The 15,004-nt window shown below is 68.9% G+C and carries 16 protein-coding genes; 6 read left to right on the top strand and 10 right to left on the bottom strand.

Annotated elements, in window-relative coordinates; translation table 11 throughout:
* Positions 1-9: 9 nt before the first annotated feature.
* The 7 genes from DOL89_RS00060 to DOL89_RS00090 form a co-directional block, all read right to left on the bottom strand.
* Complete coding sequence (locus tag DOL89_RS00060) at positions 10-327, bottom strand: putative toxin-antitoxin system toxin component, PIN family (RefSeq protein ID WP_162937241.1); 318 nt, start codon at positions 325-327, stop codon at positions 10-12.
* Positions 328-497: 170 nt separating this feature from the next.
* Complete coding sequence (gene ptsP / locus DOL89_RS00065; RefSeq protein WP_119677312.1) at positions 498-2,288, bottom strand: phosphoenolpyruvate--protein phosphotransferase; 1,791 nt, start codon at positions 2,286-2,288, stop codon at positions 498-500.
* A 4-nt stretch (positions 2,289-2,292) separates the two neighbouring features.
* Positions 2,293-2,610: an HPr family phosphocarrier protein gene (locus DOL89_RS00070; RefSeq protein WP_119677313.1), complete on the bottom strand. Its 318-nt coding sequence runs from the start codon at positions 2,608-2,610 to the stop codon at positions 2,293-2,295.
* 3 nt (positions 2,611-2,613) lie between these two features.
* Positions 2,614-3,018, bottom strand: a complete 405-nt coding sequence (locus DOL89_RS00075; protein ID WP_119677314.1) for a PTS sugar transporter subunit IIA — start codon at positions 3,016-3,018, stop codon at positions 2,614-2,616.
* A gap of 29 nt (positions 3,019-3,047) precedes the next feature.
* On the bottom strand, positions 3,048-4,034 hold the full coding sequence (gene rapZ, locus DOL89_RS00080) for an RNase adapter RapZ (protein WP_119677315.1): 987 nt from the start codon (positions 4,032-4,034) through the stop codon (positions 3,048-3,050).
* Positions 4,027-4,500: an HPr kinase/phosphorylase gene (locus DOL89_RS00085; protein ID WP_318658519.1), complete on the bottom strand. Its 474-nt coding sequence runs from the start codon at positions 4,498-4,500 to the stop codon at positions 4,027-4,029. The genes rapZ and DOL89_RS00085 overlap by 8 nt, the downstream gene beginning before the upstream one ends.
* A gap of 99 nt (positions 4,501-4,599) precedes the next feature.
* Positions 4,600-5,049, bottom strand: coding sequence for an Rrf2 family transcriptional regulator (locus tag DOL89_RS00090; RefSeq protein ID WP_119677316.1), 450 nt, complete (start codon positions 5,047-5,049; stop codon positions 4,600-4,602).
* 192 nt (positions 5,050-5,241) lie between these two features.
* Here DOL89_RS00090 and DOL89_RS00095 point away from each other — a divergent pair, with 192 nt between their 5' ends.
* Positions 5,242-6,165: an NAD(P)/FAD-dependent oxidoreductase gene (locus DOL89_RS00095; RefSeq protein ID WP_119680134.1), complete on the top strand. Its 924-nt coding sequence runs from the start codon at positions 5,242-5,244 to the stop codon at positions 6,163-6,165.
* Here the strand turns inward: DOL89_RS00095 and DOL89_RS00100 are convergent.
* Positions 6,162-8,753, bottom strand: a complete 2,592-nt coding sequence (locus DOL89_RS00100) for an ABC transporter permease (protein ID WP_119677317.1) — start codon at positions 8,751-8,753, stop codon at positions 6,162-6,164. The two genes, DOL89_RS00095 and DOL89_RS00100, sit on opposite strands and share 4 nt — an antisense overlap.
* A 10-nt stretch (positions 8,754-8,763) precedes the next feature.
* A complete protein-coding gene (locus DOL89_RS00105; RefSeq protein WP_119677318.1) occupies positions 8,764-9,489 on the bottom strand; it encodes an ABC transporter ATP-binding protein in 726 nt (241 codons plus the stop codon).
* A 27-nt stretch (positions 9,490-9,516) separates the two neighbouring features.
* On the opposite strand from DOL89_RS00105, the gene DOL89_RS00110 reads away from it, so the two are divergent.
* A complete protein-coding gene (locus tag DOL89_RS00110) occupies positions 9,517-10,239 on the top strand; it encodes an arylesterase (RefSeq protein ID WP_119677319.1) in 723 nt (240 codons plus the stop codon).
* Positions 10,240-10,243: 4 nt separating this feature from the next.
* Positions 10,244-11,386, top strand: a complete 1,143-nt coding sequence (locus DOL89_RS00115; protein WP_119677320.1) for an FIST signal transduction protein — start codon at positions 10,244-10,246, stop codon at positions 11,384-11,386.
* A gap of 220 nt (positions 11,387-11,606) precedes the next feature.
* On the opposite strand, the gene DOL89_RS00120 is transcribed toward DOL89_RS00115, so the two are convergent.
* Positions 11,607-12,167, bottom strand: coding sequence for a hypothetical protein (locus tag DOL89_RS00120; protein ID WP_119677321.1), 561 nt, complete (start codon positions 12,165-12,167; stop codon positions 11,607-11,609).
* 230 nt (positions 12,168-12,397) lie between these two features.
* Here DOL89_RS00120 and DOL89_RS00125 point away from each other — a divergent pair, with 230 nt between their 5' ends.
* From DOL89_RS00125 to DOL89_RS00135, 3 genes are all read left to right on the top strand, one after another.
* The gene (locus DOL89_RS00125; RefSeq protein ID WP_119680135.1) at positions 12,398-13,174 is read left to right on the top strand and encodes a sulfite exporter TauE/SafE family protein; all 777 of its coding nucleotides are present in this window, start codon (positions 12,398-12,400) and stop codon (positions 13,172-13,174) included.
* Between the two features lie 99 nt (positions 13,175-13,273).
* Entirely contained in the window at positions 13,274-14,548 is a 1,275-nt protein-coding gene (locus DOL89_RS00130) for an Hsp70 family protein (protein WP_119677322.1), read from the top strand.
* 87 nt (positions 14,549-14,635) lie between these two features.
* On the top strand, positions 14,636-14,992 hold the full coding sequence (locus tag DOL89_RS00135; RefSeq protein WP_119677323.1) for a helix-turn-helix domain-containing protein: 357 nt from the start codon (positions 14,636-14,638) through the stop codon (positions 14,990-14,992).
* Positions 14,993-15,004 lie beyond the last annotated feature (12 nt).

The raw sequence follows: 15,004 nt of genomic DNA on the forward strand, positions 1-15,004 counted from the left end.
GCAGGGGCGTCATGGGGCAAGCATAAAGATATCTTTATGTGTGCATCTGATCGCGCCGGGCGCAGGATCACAGCGGCGCAGCGCCCGCCCATTCCAGGAAAGCGGCAGGTTCAGGACCGGAATACCCTGGAAAGGATGGAGGTCGAGCAGGTCGGCATCGCCGGAAACAATCACATCAGTCCGCCCAGCAAGCGCGGTTGCCAGGACCATGTCATCGTCCGGGTCGCGGCAGGCTTTCGGGATTTCACGCAGTTCCACATCGTCCGCCGCTTTCGGACGCAGCGGAAGGGAGGCCGTGCGCCGTTCCGCTTCCGCGTCCGGCTGCATGATGACGCGCACCAGGGTGGCGGGATCGATGTCGCCGCGCAGTTCCGCCGGCAGTTCACCGGCCCGGACAATCCTGGTGATTATGTTCATGGAAACAGGATATGCGCCTTCGTCTCTGGGCACGTTGCGCCGGGAGGGTACGCCACACCCTCTCCGTTCCGGCGTTCCGGTCAGCCCAGAATGCCGTTGAAATCGTCCAGCAGGGCGGCGATGCGGCCGCTGTCCGACTGCTGCATGATGATCTCCGCCCGACGGCCGGCTTCCGCCAGATCCAGTGAGCGGACACGGCGCTTCACCAGGGGCAGGTTTCCCGGCGCCATGGACAGGTCCCGAACGCCAAGACCCAGCAGCAGGGCCGCATAGCGCGGATCGCCCGCCATTTCCCCGCAGACGCTCACCGGGATGTTGTTGCGGCGTGCAGCCGCCGTGGTGAACTGGACCAGCCGCAGAACGGCCGGGTGCAGGGGATCGTACAGATGGGCCACCTGCTCGTCGCCGCGGTCGATGGCCAGGGTGTACTGGATCAGGTCGTTGGTGCCGATGGCGAAGAAATCCACCATCGGCGCCAGCGCGTCGGCCGACAGCGCCGCCCCCGGCACTTCGATCATGATGCCCAACTCGGGCAGGGGATTGGCGATGGGCACGCCCCGCCGGCGCAGGCGGCGCGCCACCCGCGCCAGAACCTCCCGCACCTGCCGCACCTCGCCGACAGAGCAGATCATGGGCAGCAGGATGCGGAGCCGGCCATGGACGGCGGCCCGCAGCATGGCGGCAAGCTGGGTCTCCAGCAGCTTGGGCTCCAGCAGTCCGAGACGGATAGCGCGCAGCCCCAGGGCCGGATTCGCCGGCTCGCCGAAATGACGGCTCAGCGCGCCGGCCAGCTTCTCACCGCCGATATCCAGGGTGCGGGCCGTGACCGGCCTGCCGTCCATGCGTTCCACCAGACAGCGCAGGGTCTCGTACTGCTCCTCCTCGTCGGGCAGGTCCTCCCGGTTCATGTAGAGGAACTCGGTGCGCAGCAGGCCGATGCCTTCCGCCCCCACCTCGGTCGCCGAATCGACATCCCGCGGCAGCTCCAGATTCGCCTGGAGCGACACATGCGCGCCGTCCCGGGTGACGGAGGGCAAGGCGCACAGGGACTTCAGCCGCTTCCGCTCCGCCAGCCAGTCGTCCCGGCGCAGGCGGTACTCGGCCAGCAATTCCGCCGGCGGATTCAGATGGACGCGGCCGGCGATGCCATCCACCACCACCATGTCGCCGGACTGCACGCCTTGCAGCAGACCGGCCGCACCCAGCACCGCGGGCAGGTTCAGTGCGCGGGCCATGATGGCGGTATGTCCCTCCGCCCCGCCCAGCACGGTGGCGAATCCGCCGATCCGGCGCGGGTCCATCAGGGCCGTGTCGGCGGGCGTCAGCTCCTCCGCCAGGATGATCGACCCCTCTGGCAGCAGGGAGAAGGCCTGATAGGGGCTTTCCAGCAGGTTCCGGATCAGCCGTCGCCCCACCTCCCGCACATCGGCCACGCGGGCGGCCAGATAGGCGTCGTCCATGCTGGAGAAGGACTGGGCGATGGCCCCGATCTCCGCCTGCACGGCGGCCTCGGCATTCAGCAGCTCATCCTGGATGCGCCGCTCCACCCCGCGGATCAGGCGGGAGCCGGTCAGCATGGCCAGATGCGCCTCCAGCAGGAAGCCGACATCCTCGGCCGCCGCGTCGGGCAGGGCGGCGGCCTTGGCCTTCAGCTTGCGGACCTGCCGCCGCGCCTTCTCCACCGCGGCGTGGAAACGCGCGGTCTCCGCATCGGTATCGGTGGCGGAGACGCTGTATTCGGGCACCTGGACGGCCCCGCTCTCCACCACATGGGCAGGGCCTATGGCGATGCCGGCGGAGACGCCCACGCCGCGCAGCACGCGCTCCTGCCCCGGCTGGCTTGCGGCGCGGTAGCGGTCGGTGCGCTGCATCGGCCTAATCCTCGTCGAACTTGCGGTCGACGAGATCCTTCAGCGCTGCAACGGCGGCGGCCGCGTCCGGCCCGGTGGCGCTGACGAAAATGGAAGTGCCCTGTGCCGCCGCCAGCATCATCAGTCCCATGATGGACTGACCGCTGACCCGCGAATCCAGACGCTCCACCTCCACCTCCGCATTGAATTCGGCGGCAGTCTTGACGAACTTGGCGGCCGCGCGGGCGTGCAGGCCGCGTCGGTTCCGGATTTCCAGCGTTGCGGTGACGGGTTCGGCGGCGGGGCCGGGGGCGCCGCCGGTGGGGTCTGCCTGGTCTGTCATGGATCACCCCTCAGCCAGCAGGGAGGAGGCCACATTGATGTATTTGCGCCCGGCCTCCTGTGCGGCCTGGACGGCGTTGCGCAACGAGCTTTCCGTCTTTCGGACGGAGGCGAGCTTGATCAACATGGGCAGGTTGATGCCGGCGATCACCTCCACCTTCGCCCGGTCCATGATGGAGATGGCGAGGTTGGAGGGGGTGCCGCCGAACATGTCGGTCAGCAGCACGACGCCGTCGCCGGCATCGCATTCCGCCACGCGGGCGAGGATTTCCTCCCGCCGCCGCTCCATGTCGTCCTCGGGACCGATGCAGACCGCGCGGACCTGCTGCTGCTCCCCCACCACATGCTGGAGGGCGGCGATGAACTCCTCGGCCAAGCGACCGTGGGTGACTAGGACCATGCCGATCATTTCAGTACCGGGAGCCTCCCTCAGGTGCCCTACCGCACGGCGTCCGCCTGCCGGATCTCCCCGTCCGCGATGGACGGGGGGGCCGGTGACGCCGCATGCGGGGCGAGTGCCGGGGCTTTCCGCTCCAGGTCGCGATGGGCCTCCTTGACGTTATAGCCGCGTTCGCGCAGCCATGCCGCCAGTTTATGCGTGGTGAAGACGGATCGGTGCTTGCCGCCCGTGCAGCCGATCGCGATCGTCAGGTAATACTTGCCCTCATGCGCGTAGCGGGGCAGCAGCGGCTCGATCAGCCGCGTGAAGTTCCCGAAGAAGCCGTTGAAGTCGGGGTCCTGCTCGATATAGCGCTGCACCGGCTCATCCAGGCCGGTCATGGGCCGCAGGCGCGGGTCCCAGTGCGGGTTGTCCAGGAAGCGGACATCGAACACAAGGTCGGCCTCGCGCGGAACGCCGTGGCGGTAGGCGAAGCTGGTGACGAAGATGTGCAGTTCCGGGCCGCCATCCAGGTGGAAATGGCCGGACAGGATGCGGCGAAGATCGTGCACCGACAGGTCGGACGTATCCACCGTGACGTCGGCCCTCTCCGCCACGCGGGACAGCAGGGCGCGCTCCAGCGCGATGCCGTCCGCCACCGGCCGGTCCATGGCATGGGGATGCGGCCGGCGCGTCTCCATGTAGCGCCGCTGCAGGGCGTCGTCCTGCGCATCCAGGAACAGGAGCTGCACGTCGAATTCCGGCCGCTGGGAAAGGGCGGCCAGCGCGTCCAGGAGCCGATCGGCCGTGAAGTCGCGCGTACGGCTGACCAGACTTACGGCCAGCGGGCGGTCATGCCCCTGCGCCACCAGGGCGGTCAGCAGCGACAGGCGTAGATTGTCGACTGCCTCATAGCCCAGATCCTCCAGGCAGTTCATGGCCGTGGACAGGCCGGCGCCAGACATGCCGGTTACCACCACCAGCGGCAGCCTGCCGTCCTTGCGGGCTTCCGTCCCGGAGCGTTCCGGGCTGCGGACGTCACTCATGCCGTCCTCCCGCAATGGCGGTGAACCGGGGCGGGACCGCGGGCTGGCCTGCGGCGGCAGCCGAGGCGGCCAGCCGCAGCTTGGCCGGGGCCGAAGCCTCGAACGGGGCGATGGCGACCCGGGGAACGGGCAGGCCGCAGAGCAGGACCGTCTGCGGTTCCGGCAGCCGGTCCGCCTCTCCACTCCCGACCAGATCGGCGACCAGCGCCAGTGGCGCGTCGGCGGCATGGGGAACCGGCAGGATGCCGACTCCGCGTACTTCGAGAAGGCCGGCCAGCTCCTGCGGAGCGCGGGCGTGGACCCGGCCATCCTTTTCCTCCAACTCCACCCGGTCATCGGCGATGAGCAATGCGCCGCCATCGATCAGGCGGAGCGCCAGATCGGATTTGCCGGCTCCGGAGGGGCCTCGCAGCAGGACCCCGGCGCCGGCCAGACTCACACAGGTGGCGTGAAGGCTGACCATCATGCTGAAAGGTGAGTGTGTAAACCGCCGGTGTCAACGTCTCGCACGAAAGAGGCGTCGCCCCGGAGGGATTTACCACTTTGGCACGGGACTGTGCGGGCGTTAGGGCTCGTGCGCGCCGCCACGAACCTTCTCAAGCTGCCGGTCGAAATCAACGGCGAGGTCGGCCAGGGTCACCTTCTCCAGGCGGGAGATGAGCAGCGCTTCCGCCTCGCGCAGGGCGCTGTCCAGCGCGGCATTGACCGCCTGCTCCACCAGGCATTCGGGATTGTCCACCGCCGGGCCGATGGCGAAGACGGGCGGCTCCCCCAGCGCGCGGTAGACATCCAGGAGCGTGATCCCGGACAGCGGCCGCGCCAGCCGCCAGCCGCCGCCATGGCCCTTCTCCGACTGCACATAGCCCTTGTCCCTGAGGCCGGCCATGGTGCGGCGGATGACCACCGGATTGGTGTTGAGCATCGCCGCGATGGTCTCGGAGGTCGCCGCACCCTCATGCCGATCCATGTGGATCAGGACGTGCAGCATGCGGGACAGGCGGCTGTCATGTCTCATCGGGAACTGGCCTTTCTTCACCTCGCCAAGGTCGGCGCCGGGTTAGCTAGCATCTTCAGGGTCACGAAACAACAAAGGTTACGAAAGCCATTGACCGCGCCGCATCACGTAACTTATGTTGTTTCGAGAATAGCCGCGCGGGAACCGTCTCCGGAAAAGCCCGTGCGGCGTGATCAGGAAAGGATGAATCCGATGACCCATCACGCAATCATCGTGGGCGGCAGTTACGCGGGACTCGCCGCCGCGCTCCAGTTGGCCCGTGCCCGCCGGCGGGTCCTTGTCCTGGACGAGGGTATCCGCCGCAACCGCTTCGCGGCGGCTTCCCACGGTTTCCTCGGTCAGGACGGACGCCCGCCGGGCGCGATCGCCGCCGACGCCCGCGCGCAGCTCATGGCCTATCCGGCCGTGACCTGGATTGGCCGGCGCGCGGAGCGGGCGGAGAGGACCCGCACCGGCTTCCGCATCACCGATGCGGCCGGGGAGAGTCATGAGGCGGAGCGGCTGGTGCTGGCCACCGGAGTCGTCGACGATCTGCCGCCCATTCCCGGCCTTGCCGAGCGCTGGGGCCGCTTCGTCTTCCACTGTCCCTACTGCCATGGCTATGAACTCATGGAGGGGCGGATCGGCGTGATCGCGGCCTCGCCGCGCGCCATGCATCATGCGGTGATGCTGCCGGACTGGGGGCCTACCACGCTGTTGCTCAACGGCGCGTTCGAACCGGATGCGGATCAGCGAGCCCAACTCGAACGCCGCGGCGTCACGGTGGAGGCAGGCCCGATCCGGGAAATCGGCGGGGAGAAGGCCGATGTGGTCCTGGCGGATGGGCGTGTCCTGCCCTTCGACGGGCTTTTCACCCAGCCTTGGACGCGGATGGCGAGCCCGCTTGCGGAACAGCTCGGCTGCGCGCTGGAGCAGGGGCCGCAGGGCTCCTTCATCAGGACGGACGCCCTCAAGGAAACCAGCATCACCGGCGTCTTCGCCTGTGGCGACGCGGCTCGGGCCGCCGGCTCCGTGGCGCTGGCCGTGGGCGACGGCAGCATGGCCGGGATGGCGGTGCACCAGTCGCTGATCTTCCGGGCCGCCGTTCAGGCCGAGGGGGAAGCGCTCCCCGCCTAGTCGTTGCGCAGCAGCGGTGCCGCCGGCTGGCCCAGCGCCCGCCAGGTGCCGACGAACCCCAGCGACAGGGTGATGGCCGTGCACAGCAGCGCCGTGCCGATCACGACGGAGGGCAGGAAGGTGAAGCTGTCGAACTCCATCACCTGTGTCAGCACGGCCCAGGCGGTGAGCGTGCCCAGCGCCCCGGCGATGGCCGCGGTGATCAGGCCCAGCAACCCGTATTCCAGCAGGAAGGCGCGCAGCACCGTGCCCCGCGTCGCCCCCAGCACCTTCAGCACCACGGCGTCGTAGACCCGGCGCTTGTGCCCGGCGGCGATGGCTCCGGCCAGCACCAGCGTGCCCGCCAGCAGGGTGATGGCGGCGGTGACCCGCACGGCGGTGCCGATATTCTCCAGAATGCCGTTCACCGTATCCAGCGCGTCCTTCACCCGGATGGCGGAGATGTTGGAGAAGTTGGAGCTGACGGCGCGTTGCACCGCCAGTTCCGCCTCCGGCTCCGCCCGGACGGTGGCCACCCAGGTCTGCGGGGCGGCCTCCAGCACGCCGGGGCTGAACACCAGCGTGTAGTTCAGCGTCATGCTGCGGAAATCCAGGTCGCGCACCACCGCCACCTCCGCGTCGATGTCGCGGCCCAGTATGTTGAAGGTCATGGCGGCGCCCGGCCCGATGCCGAAGGCGTCCGCCACATCCTTGTAGATCGCCACCTGCGGCGCGCCCTGGTAATCCGCCGGCCACCACGCCCCAGCCACGATGACGTCGTCCGCCGGCGCTTCCGCGCGGTAGGTGATGCCGCGGTCGCCGTTCAGCACCCAGGCATGCTCCCGGTTCACCACGGCCTCCTCGGCCTTGACGCCGTTCACGGCGGCGATGCGGCCGCGCAGGTTCGGCACCCGCTCCAGGTCGAAGGCGCCGGGCACGCCCAGCACGGTGTCGCTGAAGGGCTGGAGCTGGTCCGGCTGGATGTCCACGAAGAAGAAGGCCGGCGCGTTCTCCGGGATCGACTCGTTCACCTCCTGCCGGAAATTCCCCTCGATCAGGGCGATGGCGACCAGCACGGTCAGGCCCAGCCCCAGCGACAGCACCACGGCGCCGGTGGGGTTGCCGGGCCGGTGGATGTTGGCGACCGCCAGCCGCAGCACCGGGCGCTTCGGCCGGCCGACCCGCGCGGCGATGCGGGTGACCAGCCATCCTGCCCCCCAGAAGGCGGCCAGCACGGCGGCGGCCCCGGCCACGAAGGCGGCGGCGAAGCCCGGCATGTCGGCGGTCAGGATCGCCAACGCCGCCAGCCCCAGGCCCGATGCCGCCATCAGGGCCTGATAGCCTCCGCGCGGGCGGGCGCGCACCGGGGTCGCCTGGTCGCGGAACAGCGACATGGCCGGCACCTCCCGCGCCCTGGCCAGCGGCCACAGGCTGAAGGTCAGCGCGGTCAGCAGGCCGAATCCGGCGGCGGTCAGCAATGCGCCGGGATAGACGCCGATGCTGGCCGTGATCGGCAGCAGCCCGGCCAGGGCCCGCCCGGCGATCACCGGGGCCAGCGCCCCGATCGCCAGCCCGAACAGGATGCCGAGTGCGGCCAGCGCCAGGATCTGCGCCAGATAGGCCTCGAAGATCAGGCCGCCCCGCGCACCCAGCGTCTTCAGCGTGGCGATGGTGGCGGTCTTGGTCTCCAGGAAGCTGCGCACGGCGTTGCCGACGCCGACCCCGCCGACCAGCAGCGCCGTCAGCCCCACCAGGGTCAGGAACAGGGTCAGCCGCTCCACGAAGCGCTGAAGCTGCGGGGCGGCGTTGGTGTAGTCGCGCATGCGCCAGCCGGCATCGGGGAAGGCCTGCTCCGCCTCTTCCCGGAACGCCTCCACATCCGTGCCGGACGGCAGGCGCATCAGGTAATTCCAGGTGATCAGGCTGCCGAGCTGGACCAGCTCCGTCTCCGCCAGCGTCTCAAGATTGACCAGCAGGCGGGGGCCGAGGGAGAAGCTGCCGGAACCGGCCTTGTCCGGCTCCCGCGCGATGATGCCGCGCACCTCCACCTCGGTCTCGCCGATGGCCAGCCGCTCACCGACCTGCAGGTCCAGCCGGCTCGCCAACGTCTCCTCGATCACGCCGCCCGGAACACCGTCCCTGCGGGCCAGCGTGTCCTGGATGTCCACTTCCACCGGCTGCCCATCCGGCCCCGTCAGGGCGAACCGCCCATAGAGCGGGTATGCGTCGGAGACGGCCTTCAGCTCCACCAGGGCGGCATTCGCCTGATCGGCGGGATCGCGGGCCATGGCGCGCATGTCGGCGGCGGTCACCACCTCCCCCCGGCTGCGCAGCCACTCCATCTGCTCCGGCGACGCCTCCCGGTACAGCAGGCGGAAGGACACGTCGCCGCCCAGGATGGCGCGGCCGTCGCTGCGCAGCGAATCCAGGATGCCGCTGGATACCGACTGCACCGTGGCGATGGCGCCGACGCCGAGCGTCAGGCAGGCCAGGAAGATGCGGAACCCCTTGAGGCCCCCGCGCAGCTCCCGCCGCGCGACGGTCAGGGCCAGCTTCAGATTGGGCCAGAAGCCGGCGTTCGGGCCGGAGGGAAGGGCGGCGACGCTCATGCGCAGATCCTCACGCCTTCGCCACGCGCGGCGCGGCCTCGCGGCCATCGCTGACGATCAGGCCGTCCACCAGCCGGATGGTGCGGTCGCACTGCTTCGCCAAGCCGGGGTCGTGGGTGATCAGCACGATGGTGGTGCCCTTGCGCTCCGCCATGTCGAACATCAGCTCGATCACCTGCCGGCCGGTATCGCCGTCCAGATTGCCGGTCGGCTCATCCGCAAGAAGCAAGGCGGGTTCGGGGGCGAAGGCGCGGGCCAGGGCGACGCGCTGCTGCTCTCCGCCCGACAGCTGGCCGGGATAATGGGTCAGGCGATGGCCCAGCCCCACCGCCTCCAGGCTGGCCTGCGCCCGCTCGAACGCGTCGGGGGCGCCGGCGAACTCCAGGGGGATCGCCACATTCTCCAGCGCCGTCATGGTCGGGATCAGGTGGAAGGCCTGGAAGACGATGCCGACCTCGTCCCGGCGGAAGCGGGCCAGATCATCCTCGCTCATGGCCGTGACCTCGTGGCCCTTGACCTGGACGGAACCGCTGGTGGGCGGCTGCAGCCCGCCCAGGATCATCATCATGGAGGATTTGCCGGACCCTGACGGGCCGACCACGCCGACCTTCTCGCCGGCCCCCACTTCCAGACTGATTCCTTTCAGGATGTTGACGGGTCCGGCCGCACTCTCCAGCTTAAGGTGCACGTCCCGCAAAAGGACGACGGGGCTCGCTGGGGGCACGGGCTGGACCATGTCTTCTCTCTAACCGGTGGTGGTGCGATGCAAAACTCAAGGCGATATGGCCCCACGCGGCGCTCTTTCAACGGACTGGCCCTGCTGACGGCCGCCTTTGCGCTGCTGGCACCGCCGGCCTTCGCCCAGGCGGCCCCATCCGCCAGCGGCGATCCGGTGACCATCGTCACGCTGGGGGACAGCCTGACCGCCGGGTACAAACTTCCCCGCGAGGCCGCCTTCACCAATCAGTTGGAAGAGGCCCTGACAGCCAAGGGATATGCCGTGGACGTGCCGGATACCGGCGTGTCGGGCGAGACCACGGCGGGCGGGCTGGCCCGGCTGGACTGGCTGCTGGCCGACAAGCCGGACCTGGTCATCGTGGCGCTGGGCAGCAATGACGGGCTGCGCGGCGTCGATCCGGCGGCGACGCGGGAGAATCTGGACCGCATCCTGGGCAAGCTTCAGGAGAAGGGCGTGCCGGCCGTGCTGGCCGGCATGATGGCGCCCCGCAATCTGGGCCGTCAGTACCAGGAGGCGTTCGATTCGATTTATCCCGAGCTGGCTCAGAAATATAGCGTACCCTTCTACCCCTTTTTCCTGGAAGGTGTGGCGATGGTGCCGGAGCTGAACCAGGAGGACGGAATGCATCCCACGGCGGAAGGCGTCACGCGCATCACCGAAGGCATCCTGCCGACGGTTGAGCAGGCGTTGAACAGCATCGGGGCGACGCCCGGAACGTCTGCCTCCGCTCCCGGTCGGGCGGGCTGAACCGGTGGCGACGCTCCCGCCGCAGACGCGGACACGGCCCACCTTCGCTTCCGCCCTGGCGGAGGGGCGGGACTGGGCCGAGGCGGCCAAGGGCTGCCTCCAGGCGCTGGGACCGGCTTCCGGCGCCAATCTGGGCTTCCTCTACGTCACGGATCATCTGGCCGACCAGCTCGGCAGCATCACCACCCTGTTCCGCGGGGTGACCGGCATCGATCGCTGGGTCGGCACCGTCGGGGTCAGCGTCTGCGGGCAGGGGCGGGAGGTGTTCGACCGCCCGGCGGTGAGCGCCATGTTCGCCACCTTCCCGGAAGAGGCCGTGCGGCTGATTCCCAGCCTGACCGAGGGGACGGGACCGCTGGATCAGGCGCTGGGCACCTGGCTGGCGCTGCATGCGCCCATGCTGGGGCTGGTCCATGCCGACCCGCGCAGTTCCAGGATGATGGAACTGGTGGAAGGGCTGGCGCAACGCACCCAGGCGTTCCTGGTGGGCGGGCTGACCTCCTCGCGCGCCGACTTCCCGCAGGTTTCCGGCCGTGTGGCGGAGGAGGGTCTCAGCGGCGCGCTCTTCTCAGCCGATGTGGGCGTCATCACCGGACTTACCCAGGGCTGCACGCCCATCGGCCCGGTGCATGAGGTCACCTCCGCCGAGGGCAGGCTGGTGGCGGAGCTGGACGGGCGCCCGGCCCTTGACGTGTTCCGGGAGGAGATCGGGCCGGAGCTGGCAGCCGACCTGGACCGCACGGCGGGCCGCATCTTCGCCGGTCTGCCGATTCCCGGCTCCGATACAGGCGACTATCTGGCGCGTGCGGTGACCGGCATCGACATGGCCCGCGGCACCATCACCATCCGGGGCGAGGTGGATGAGGGCGACGGGCTGATGTTCTGCCGCCGCGATCAGGCCAGCGCCGTGGCCGACATGGACCGGATGCTGACCCAGCTCTCGCGCCGCCTGAACGCGCCGCCGCGAGGCGGCATCTATATCGGTTGCCTGGCGCGCGGCCGGCACCTGTTCGGGGAGGACGGGGCGGAGATGGCGATGATCCGCAACCGTCTCGGCGACTTCCCCCTGACCGGCTTCTTCGCCGCCGGCGAGATCAGCAACGCCCGGCTCTACAGCCAGACCGGCGTGCTGGTGCTGTTCACCTGATCTGCGGCCGGAGAATCGCCCTTCGACAAGCTCAGGGTGAGGACAGGGCCCGGCGGCCGGAATGCGTCTCCGCGGCTGGCCAAGGCCCTGAACTTTCCGTCATCCCGGCGGAAGCCGGGACCCAGGGCCGCAGGTACCGCCCTTGGGACTCTGGGCCCCGGCTTTCGCCGGGGTGACAGAGAACATAAGGCCGAAGTCGGCGGAAGGGCCGGACCCTCTACTACAGGATCAGCACCGGGAACAGGTGCTGGCGGATGGCGGGTTCAAGCTGGCTGTCCAGGTCGCGGGCCAGATTGCGGACCAGCTCCAGCATCACCTTTTCCCGCTCCGCCAAGCTGACATCCTCCGGCACCGTGGTGCTGCGGGCCACATTGGTGGTGGCGGTGCCCTGGAAGCCGCCATTCTCCACCACGATCTCCACCTGAAGCCGCCCGGTGTAGCGCTCCGACTGGTCCTTGGTGAACCAGCCGCGGATGCCGCCGGTGCGCTCCAGAGGTTCCTCCATCACGGATGCATTGCGGATCACCACGCGGGCCGTGCCCTGGCTGCCGCCGGCGCGCAGCCGGTCCTGGGTCCAGAGCCGCACCGCCTCTGCCGGGGAGACGGGGATCACATGCTCTACATGGGGGTCCCTCATCGGCGGAACATACTGGTCGTCCACCTCGATGCTGGCGACGTCGAGGGTGATCGGTTGCTTGTCGGCGACTCCGAATCCGGCCGTCTGGGCAAGGGCCGGCATGGCGACCAGAAGGAACAGGAAGGGGGCGAGAAGGCGGCGCATGGGATGATGACCCCGGTTGGCAGCAGATGGAATTGGCGTCCGGCGAGGGTGCCGCATCCGGCGGAACGCTGCAATTCCCGCGGCAGACAGGTCAGACCTACACCTTCTTGATGGCGGAAACGGGGCGTGGCTGCGCGTCTGACTGATAGGCATACTCCCGCAAGGGGGATGCTTTCGCCCGAATGGCGCGCTAACGTCCCGCCACTTTGCTGCTGGCGGACGGGGTTGCCGTGGAACTCTGGGATATCGTGTTGTTGAGCGGGGCGGGACTTATAGCGGGTCTGGTCAACGCGGTCGCCGGGGGCGGCACTTTCTTCACCTTCTCCGCCCTGGTCGGGGCCGGCATCCCGCCCATCGCCGCCAACGCCACCAGCGCGGTCGCCGTGTGGCCCGGCAATGTGGCCAGCGCGGCCGCCTACCGGACGGAGGTGATGCGGGACTGGCGGCATTTCGCCTGGATGGGCCTGATCAGCCTGATCGGCGGCGCCATCGGGGCCGTGATTCTGCTGCTGCTGGAGGATGCGGAATTCCGGCAGATGGTGCCCTGGCTGCTGCTGCTGGCCACCGTTCTCTTCGCCCTCAGCCCGAAGATCACCGCCTTCTTCCGCCGTCAGGCGGTGAAGGAGGAGAAGGAGAACACGGTCGGCAGCCCGGTCAGCAAGCTGGTGGGCGGCATCATCCAGTTCGTCGTCTCCATCTATGGCGGGTTCTTCGGGGCCGGCATGGGCATCCTGATGCTGGCCTCCCTCTCCATCACGGAAGGAGACGATTTCCACCGCATCAATGCCGCCAAGGTGGTGTTCAGCGTGCTGATCAACGGCATCGCCATCGCCCTTTTCATCGCGGAAGGCATCGTGCACTGGCCGGCGGCGCTGATCGTCATGGTGGCCTGCATCATCGGCGGCTATCTGGGCGTGGTGATCGCCAAGCGCATCCCGGCCTCCTATGTCCGCTTCTTCGTAGTGGCGGTGGGCACGCTGCTGACCATCGTCTTCTTCATCCGGTAAGGGCCGGCGGCGCAGCCGGACTTTGCGCCTTGACCCGCCGGACCACCTGACCTAGAACGCGCGCCCTTCAAGCAAGCGTTCCCTGTGGAGGGCACTCCCATGCTGTCCGGCGATTTGCGCGTGCCCGATTTCTGCGGGCTGGATTTCGGCACCTCCAACTCCACCCTGGCCGTGCAAGCGGGAAACTCCACCCGCCTGATGCCGCTGGAGGGCGACGATCTCACCCTGCCCAGCGCCATCTTTTTTGATTTCGAGGCGCACCAGCCCCGGTTCGGCCGCGCTGCCGTGCAGGCCTATGTGGCGGGAACGGAAGGGCGGCTGATGCGGTCGCTGAAGTCGGTGCTGGGCACCAGCCTGATCAACGAGGACACCCAGCTCCAGACTCGGCGCATCCCGCTGCACAGCGTGATCGAAATGGTGGTTCGCCACATCAAGGCGACCGCGGAGGCCGCCTGCGGGCGGGAGTTGACGCGCGTGGTCCATGGCCGGCCGGTGCACTTCGTGGACGGCGACGATGAGGCCGACCAGCGGGCGGAGGATTCGCTGCTGGGCATCGCGCGGGCAGCCGGCTTCAAGGATGTCGCCTTCCAGTTCGAGCCCATCGCCGCCGCCCTGCATTATGAAAGCCAGATTGAGCGGGAGGAGGTGGCGCTGATCGCCGACATTGGCGGCGGCACCTCCGACTTCTCCATTGTCCGAATCGGTCCCGACCGGGCGCGCCGGGCCGACCGGCTGGACGACATCTTGGCGAATGACGGGCTGCGCATCGGCGGCACCGATATCGACCGGCTGCTCAGCATGGAAACGGTGATGCCGCATCTGGGCTTCCGCAGCCCCTTGGCGACCAAGGGGCTGCTGACCCCGAACCAGTGGTATGTGGACCTGGCGACCTGGGCCAAGATCAACCTTCTCTACCATCCCGCCGTGCTGGCGGAGGTGCGGCGCACCGCGCGCCAAGCCGTGCATCCCCGCCTGCTGGAGCGGCTGGCCACGGTGCTGGAGCACCAGCTCGGCCATGCGCTGGCGATGAAGGTGGAAGAGGCGAAGATCGCCCTCTCCAGTGCCCGCACCTTCGACATCGACCTGTCGATGGTGGAGCCGGGGCTGGAGGCGCCGGCCACCCGCGTCCGGCTGGCGGAGGCCATCGCCGATCCGGTGAACCGGCTGGCCGCCATGGTGCAGGGCTGTCTGGTCCAGGCCGGGCTGAAGCCGAATCAGGTGGATGCCGTCTTCCTCACCGGCGGCTCCACCCTTCTGCCGGCCGTGCGCGATGCGATCTGCGCCGAAGTGCCGGAGGCGCGGGTGGTGGAAGGCGACAAGTTCGGCGCCGTCGGGCTCGGTCTCGCCCTGGACGCGGCGCGGAAGTTCGGGTGAGGTCGGCGGCCCACAATGTCTCCTTTGTTCTACGCCGTCTCTCGGTGATGATGTCCGCCTTGTTCTGCGCTCCGGAATGGCCAGCCCATGACCCCGTTCGGTGACCGCGTCCGCCAACTCCGCGAACAGAAGGGCGTGAACCTCAAGCAGATGGCGGCGGAGCTGGAGATCAGCTCGGCCTATCTCTCGGCCCTGGAGCATGGGCACAAGGGCGTGCCCTCGCCCATGCTGCTGCGCCAGATCTGCACCTATTTCGGCCTGATCTGGGACGATGCGGACGCGCTGGAGCGGTTGGCCGCGGTGTCGGACCCCAAGGTGGTGGTGGATACGGCCGGGCTCAGCCCCAAGCATACGTTGGTCGCCAACCTGCTCGCACGCCGCATGCCGGGCCTGACGGAGCAGGAATTGGACCGGCTGCTGAACCTGCTGCGCGCGGATGGTTGAGAGGACGGGCCG

The organism is Indioceanicola profundi (genome assembly GCF_003568845.1).
GTDB classification, from domain to species: Bacteria; Pseudomonadota; Alphaproteobacteria; order Azospirillales; family Azospirillaceae; genus Indioceanicola; species Indioceanicola profundi.

Coding starts and splice junctions, on each gene's coding strand:
- DOL89_RS00060 (WP_162937241.1), bottom strand. CDS start 327: ATGCAGCCGGACGCGGAAGCGGAACGGCGCACGGCCTCCCTTCCGCTG.
- ptsP (WP_119677312.1), bottom strand. CDS start 2,288: ATGCAGCGCACCGACCGCTACCGCGCCGCAAGCCAGCCGGGGCAGGAG.
- DOL89_RS00070 (WP_119677313.1), bottom strand. CDS start 2,610: ATGACAGACCAGGCAGACCCCACCGGCGGCGCCCCCGGCCCCGCCGCC.
- DOL89_RS00075 (WP_119677314.1), bottom strand. CDS start 3,018: ATGATCGGCATGGTCCTAGTCACCCACGGTCGCTTGGCCGAGGAGTTC.
- rapZ (WP_119677315.1), bottom strand. CDS start 4,034: ATGAGTGACGTCCGCAGCCCGGAACGCTCCGGGACGGAAGCCCGCAAG.
- DOL89_RS00085 (WP_318658519.1), bottom strand. CDS start 4,500: ATGATGGTCAGCCTTCACGCCACCTGTGTGAGTCTGGCCGGCGCCGGG.
- DOL89_RS00090 (WP_119677316.1), bottom strand. CDS start 5,049: ATGAGACATGACAGCCGCCTGTCCCGCATGCTGCACGTCCTGATCCAC.
- DOL89_RS00095 (WP_119680134.1), top strand. CDS start 5,242: ATGACCCATCACGCAATCATCGTGGGCGGCAGTTACGCGGGACTCGCC.
- DOL89_RS00100 (WP_119677317.1), bottom strand. CDS start 8,753: ATGAGCGTCGCCGCCCTTCCCTCCGGCCCGAACGCCGGCTTCTGGCCC.
- DOL89_RS00105 (WP_119677318.1), bottom strand. CDS start 9,489: ATGGTCCAGCCCGTGCCCCCAGCGAGCCCCGTCGTCCTTTTGCGGGAC.
- DOL89_RS00110 (WP_119677319.1), top strand. CDS start 9,517: ATGCAAAACTCAAGGCGATATGGCCCCACGCGGCGCTCTTTCAACGGA.
- DOL89_RS00120 (WP_119677321.1), bottom strand. CDS start 12,167: ATGCGCCGCCTTCTCGCCCCCTTCCTGTTCCTTCTGGTCGCCATGCCG.
- DOL89_RS00130 (WP_119677322.1), top strand. CDS start 13,274: ATGCTGTCCGGCGATTTGCGCGTGCCCGATTTCTGCGGGCTGGATTTC.
- DOL89_RS00135 (WP_119677323.1), top strand. CDS start 14,636: ATGACCCCGTTCGGTGACCGCGTCCGCCAACTCCGCGAACAGAAGGGC.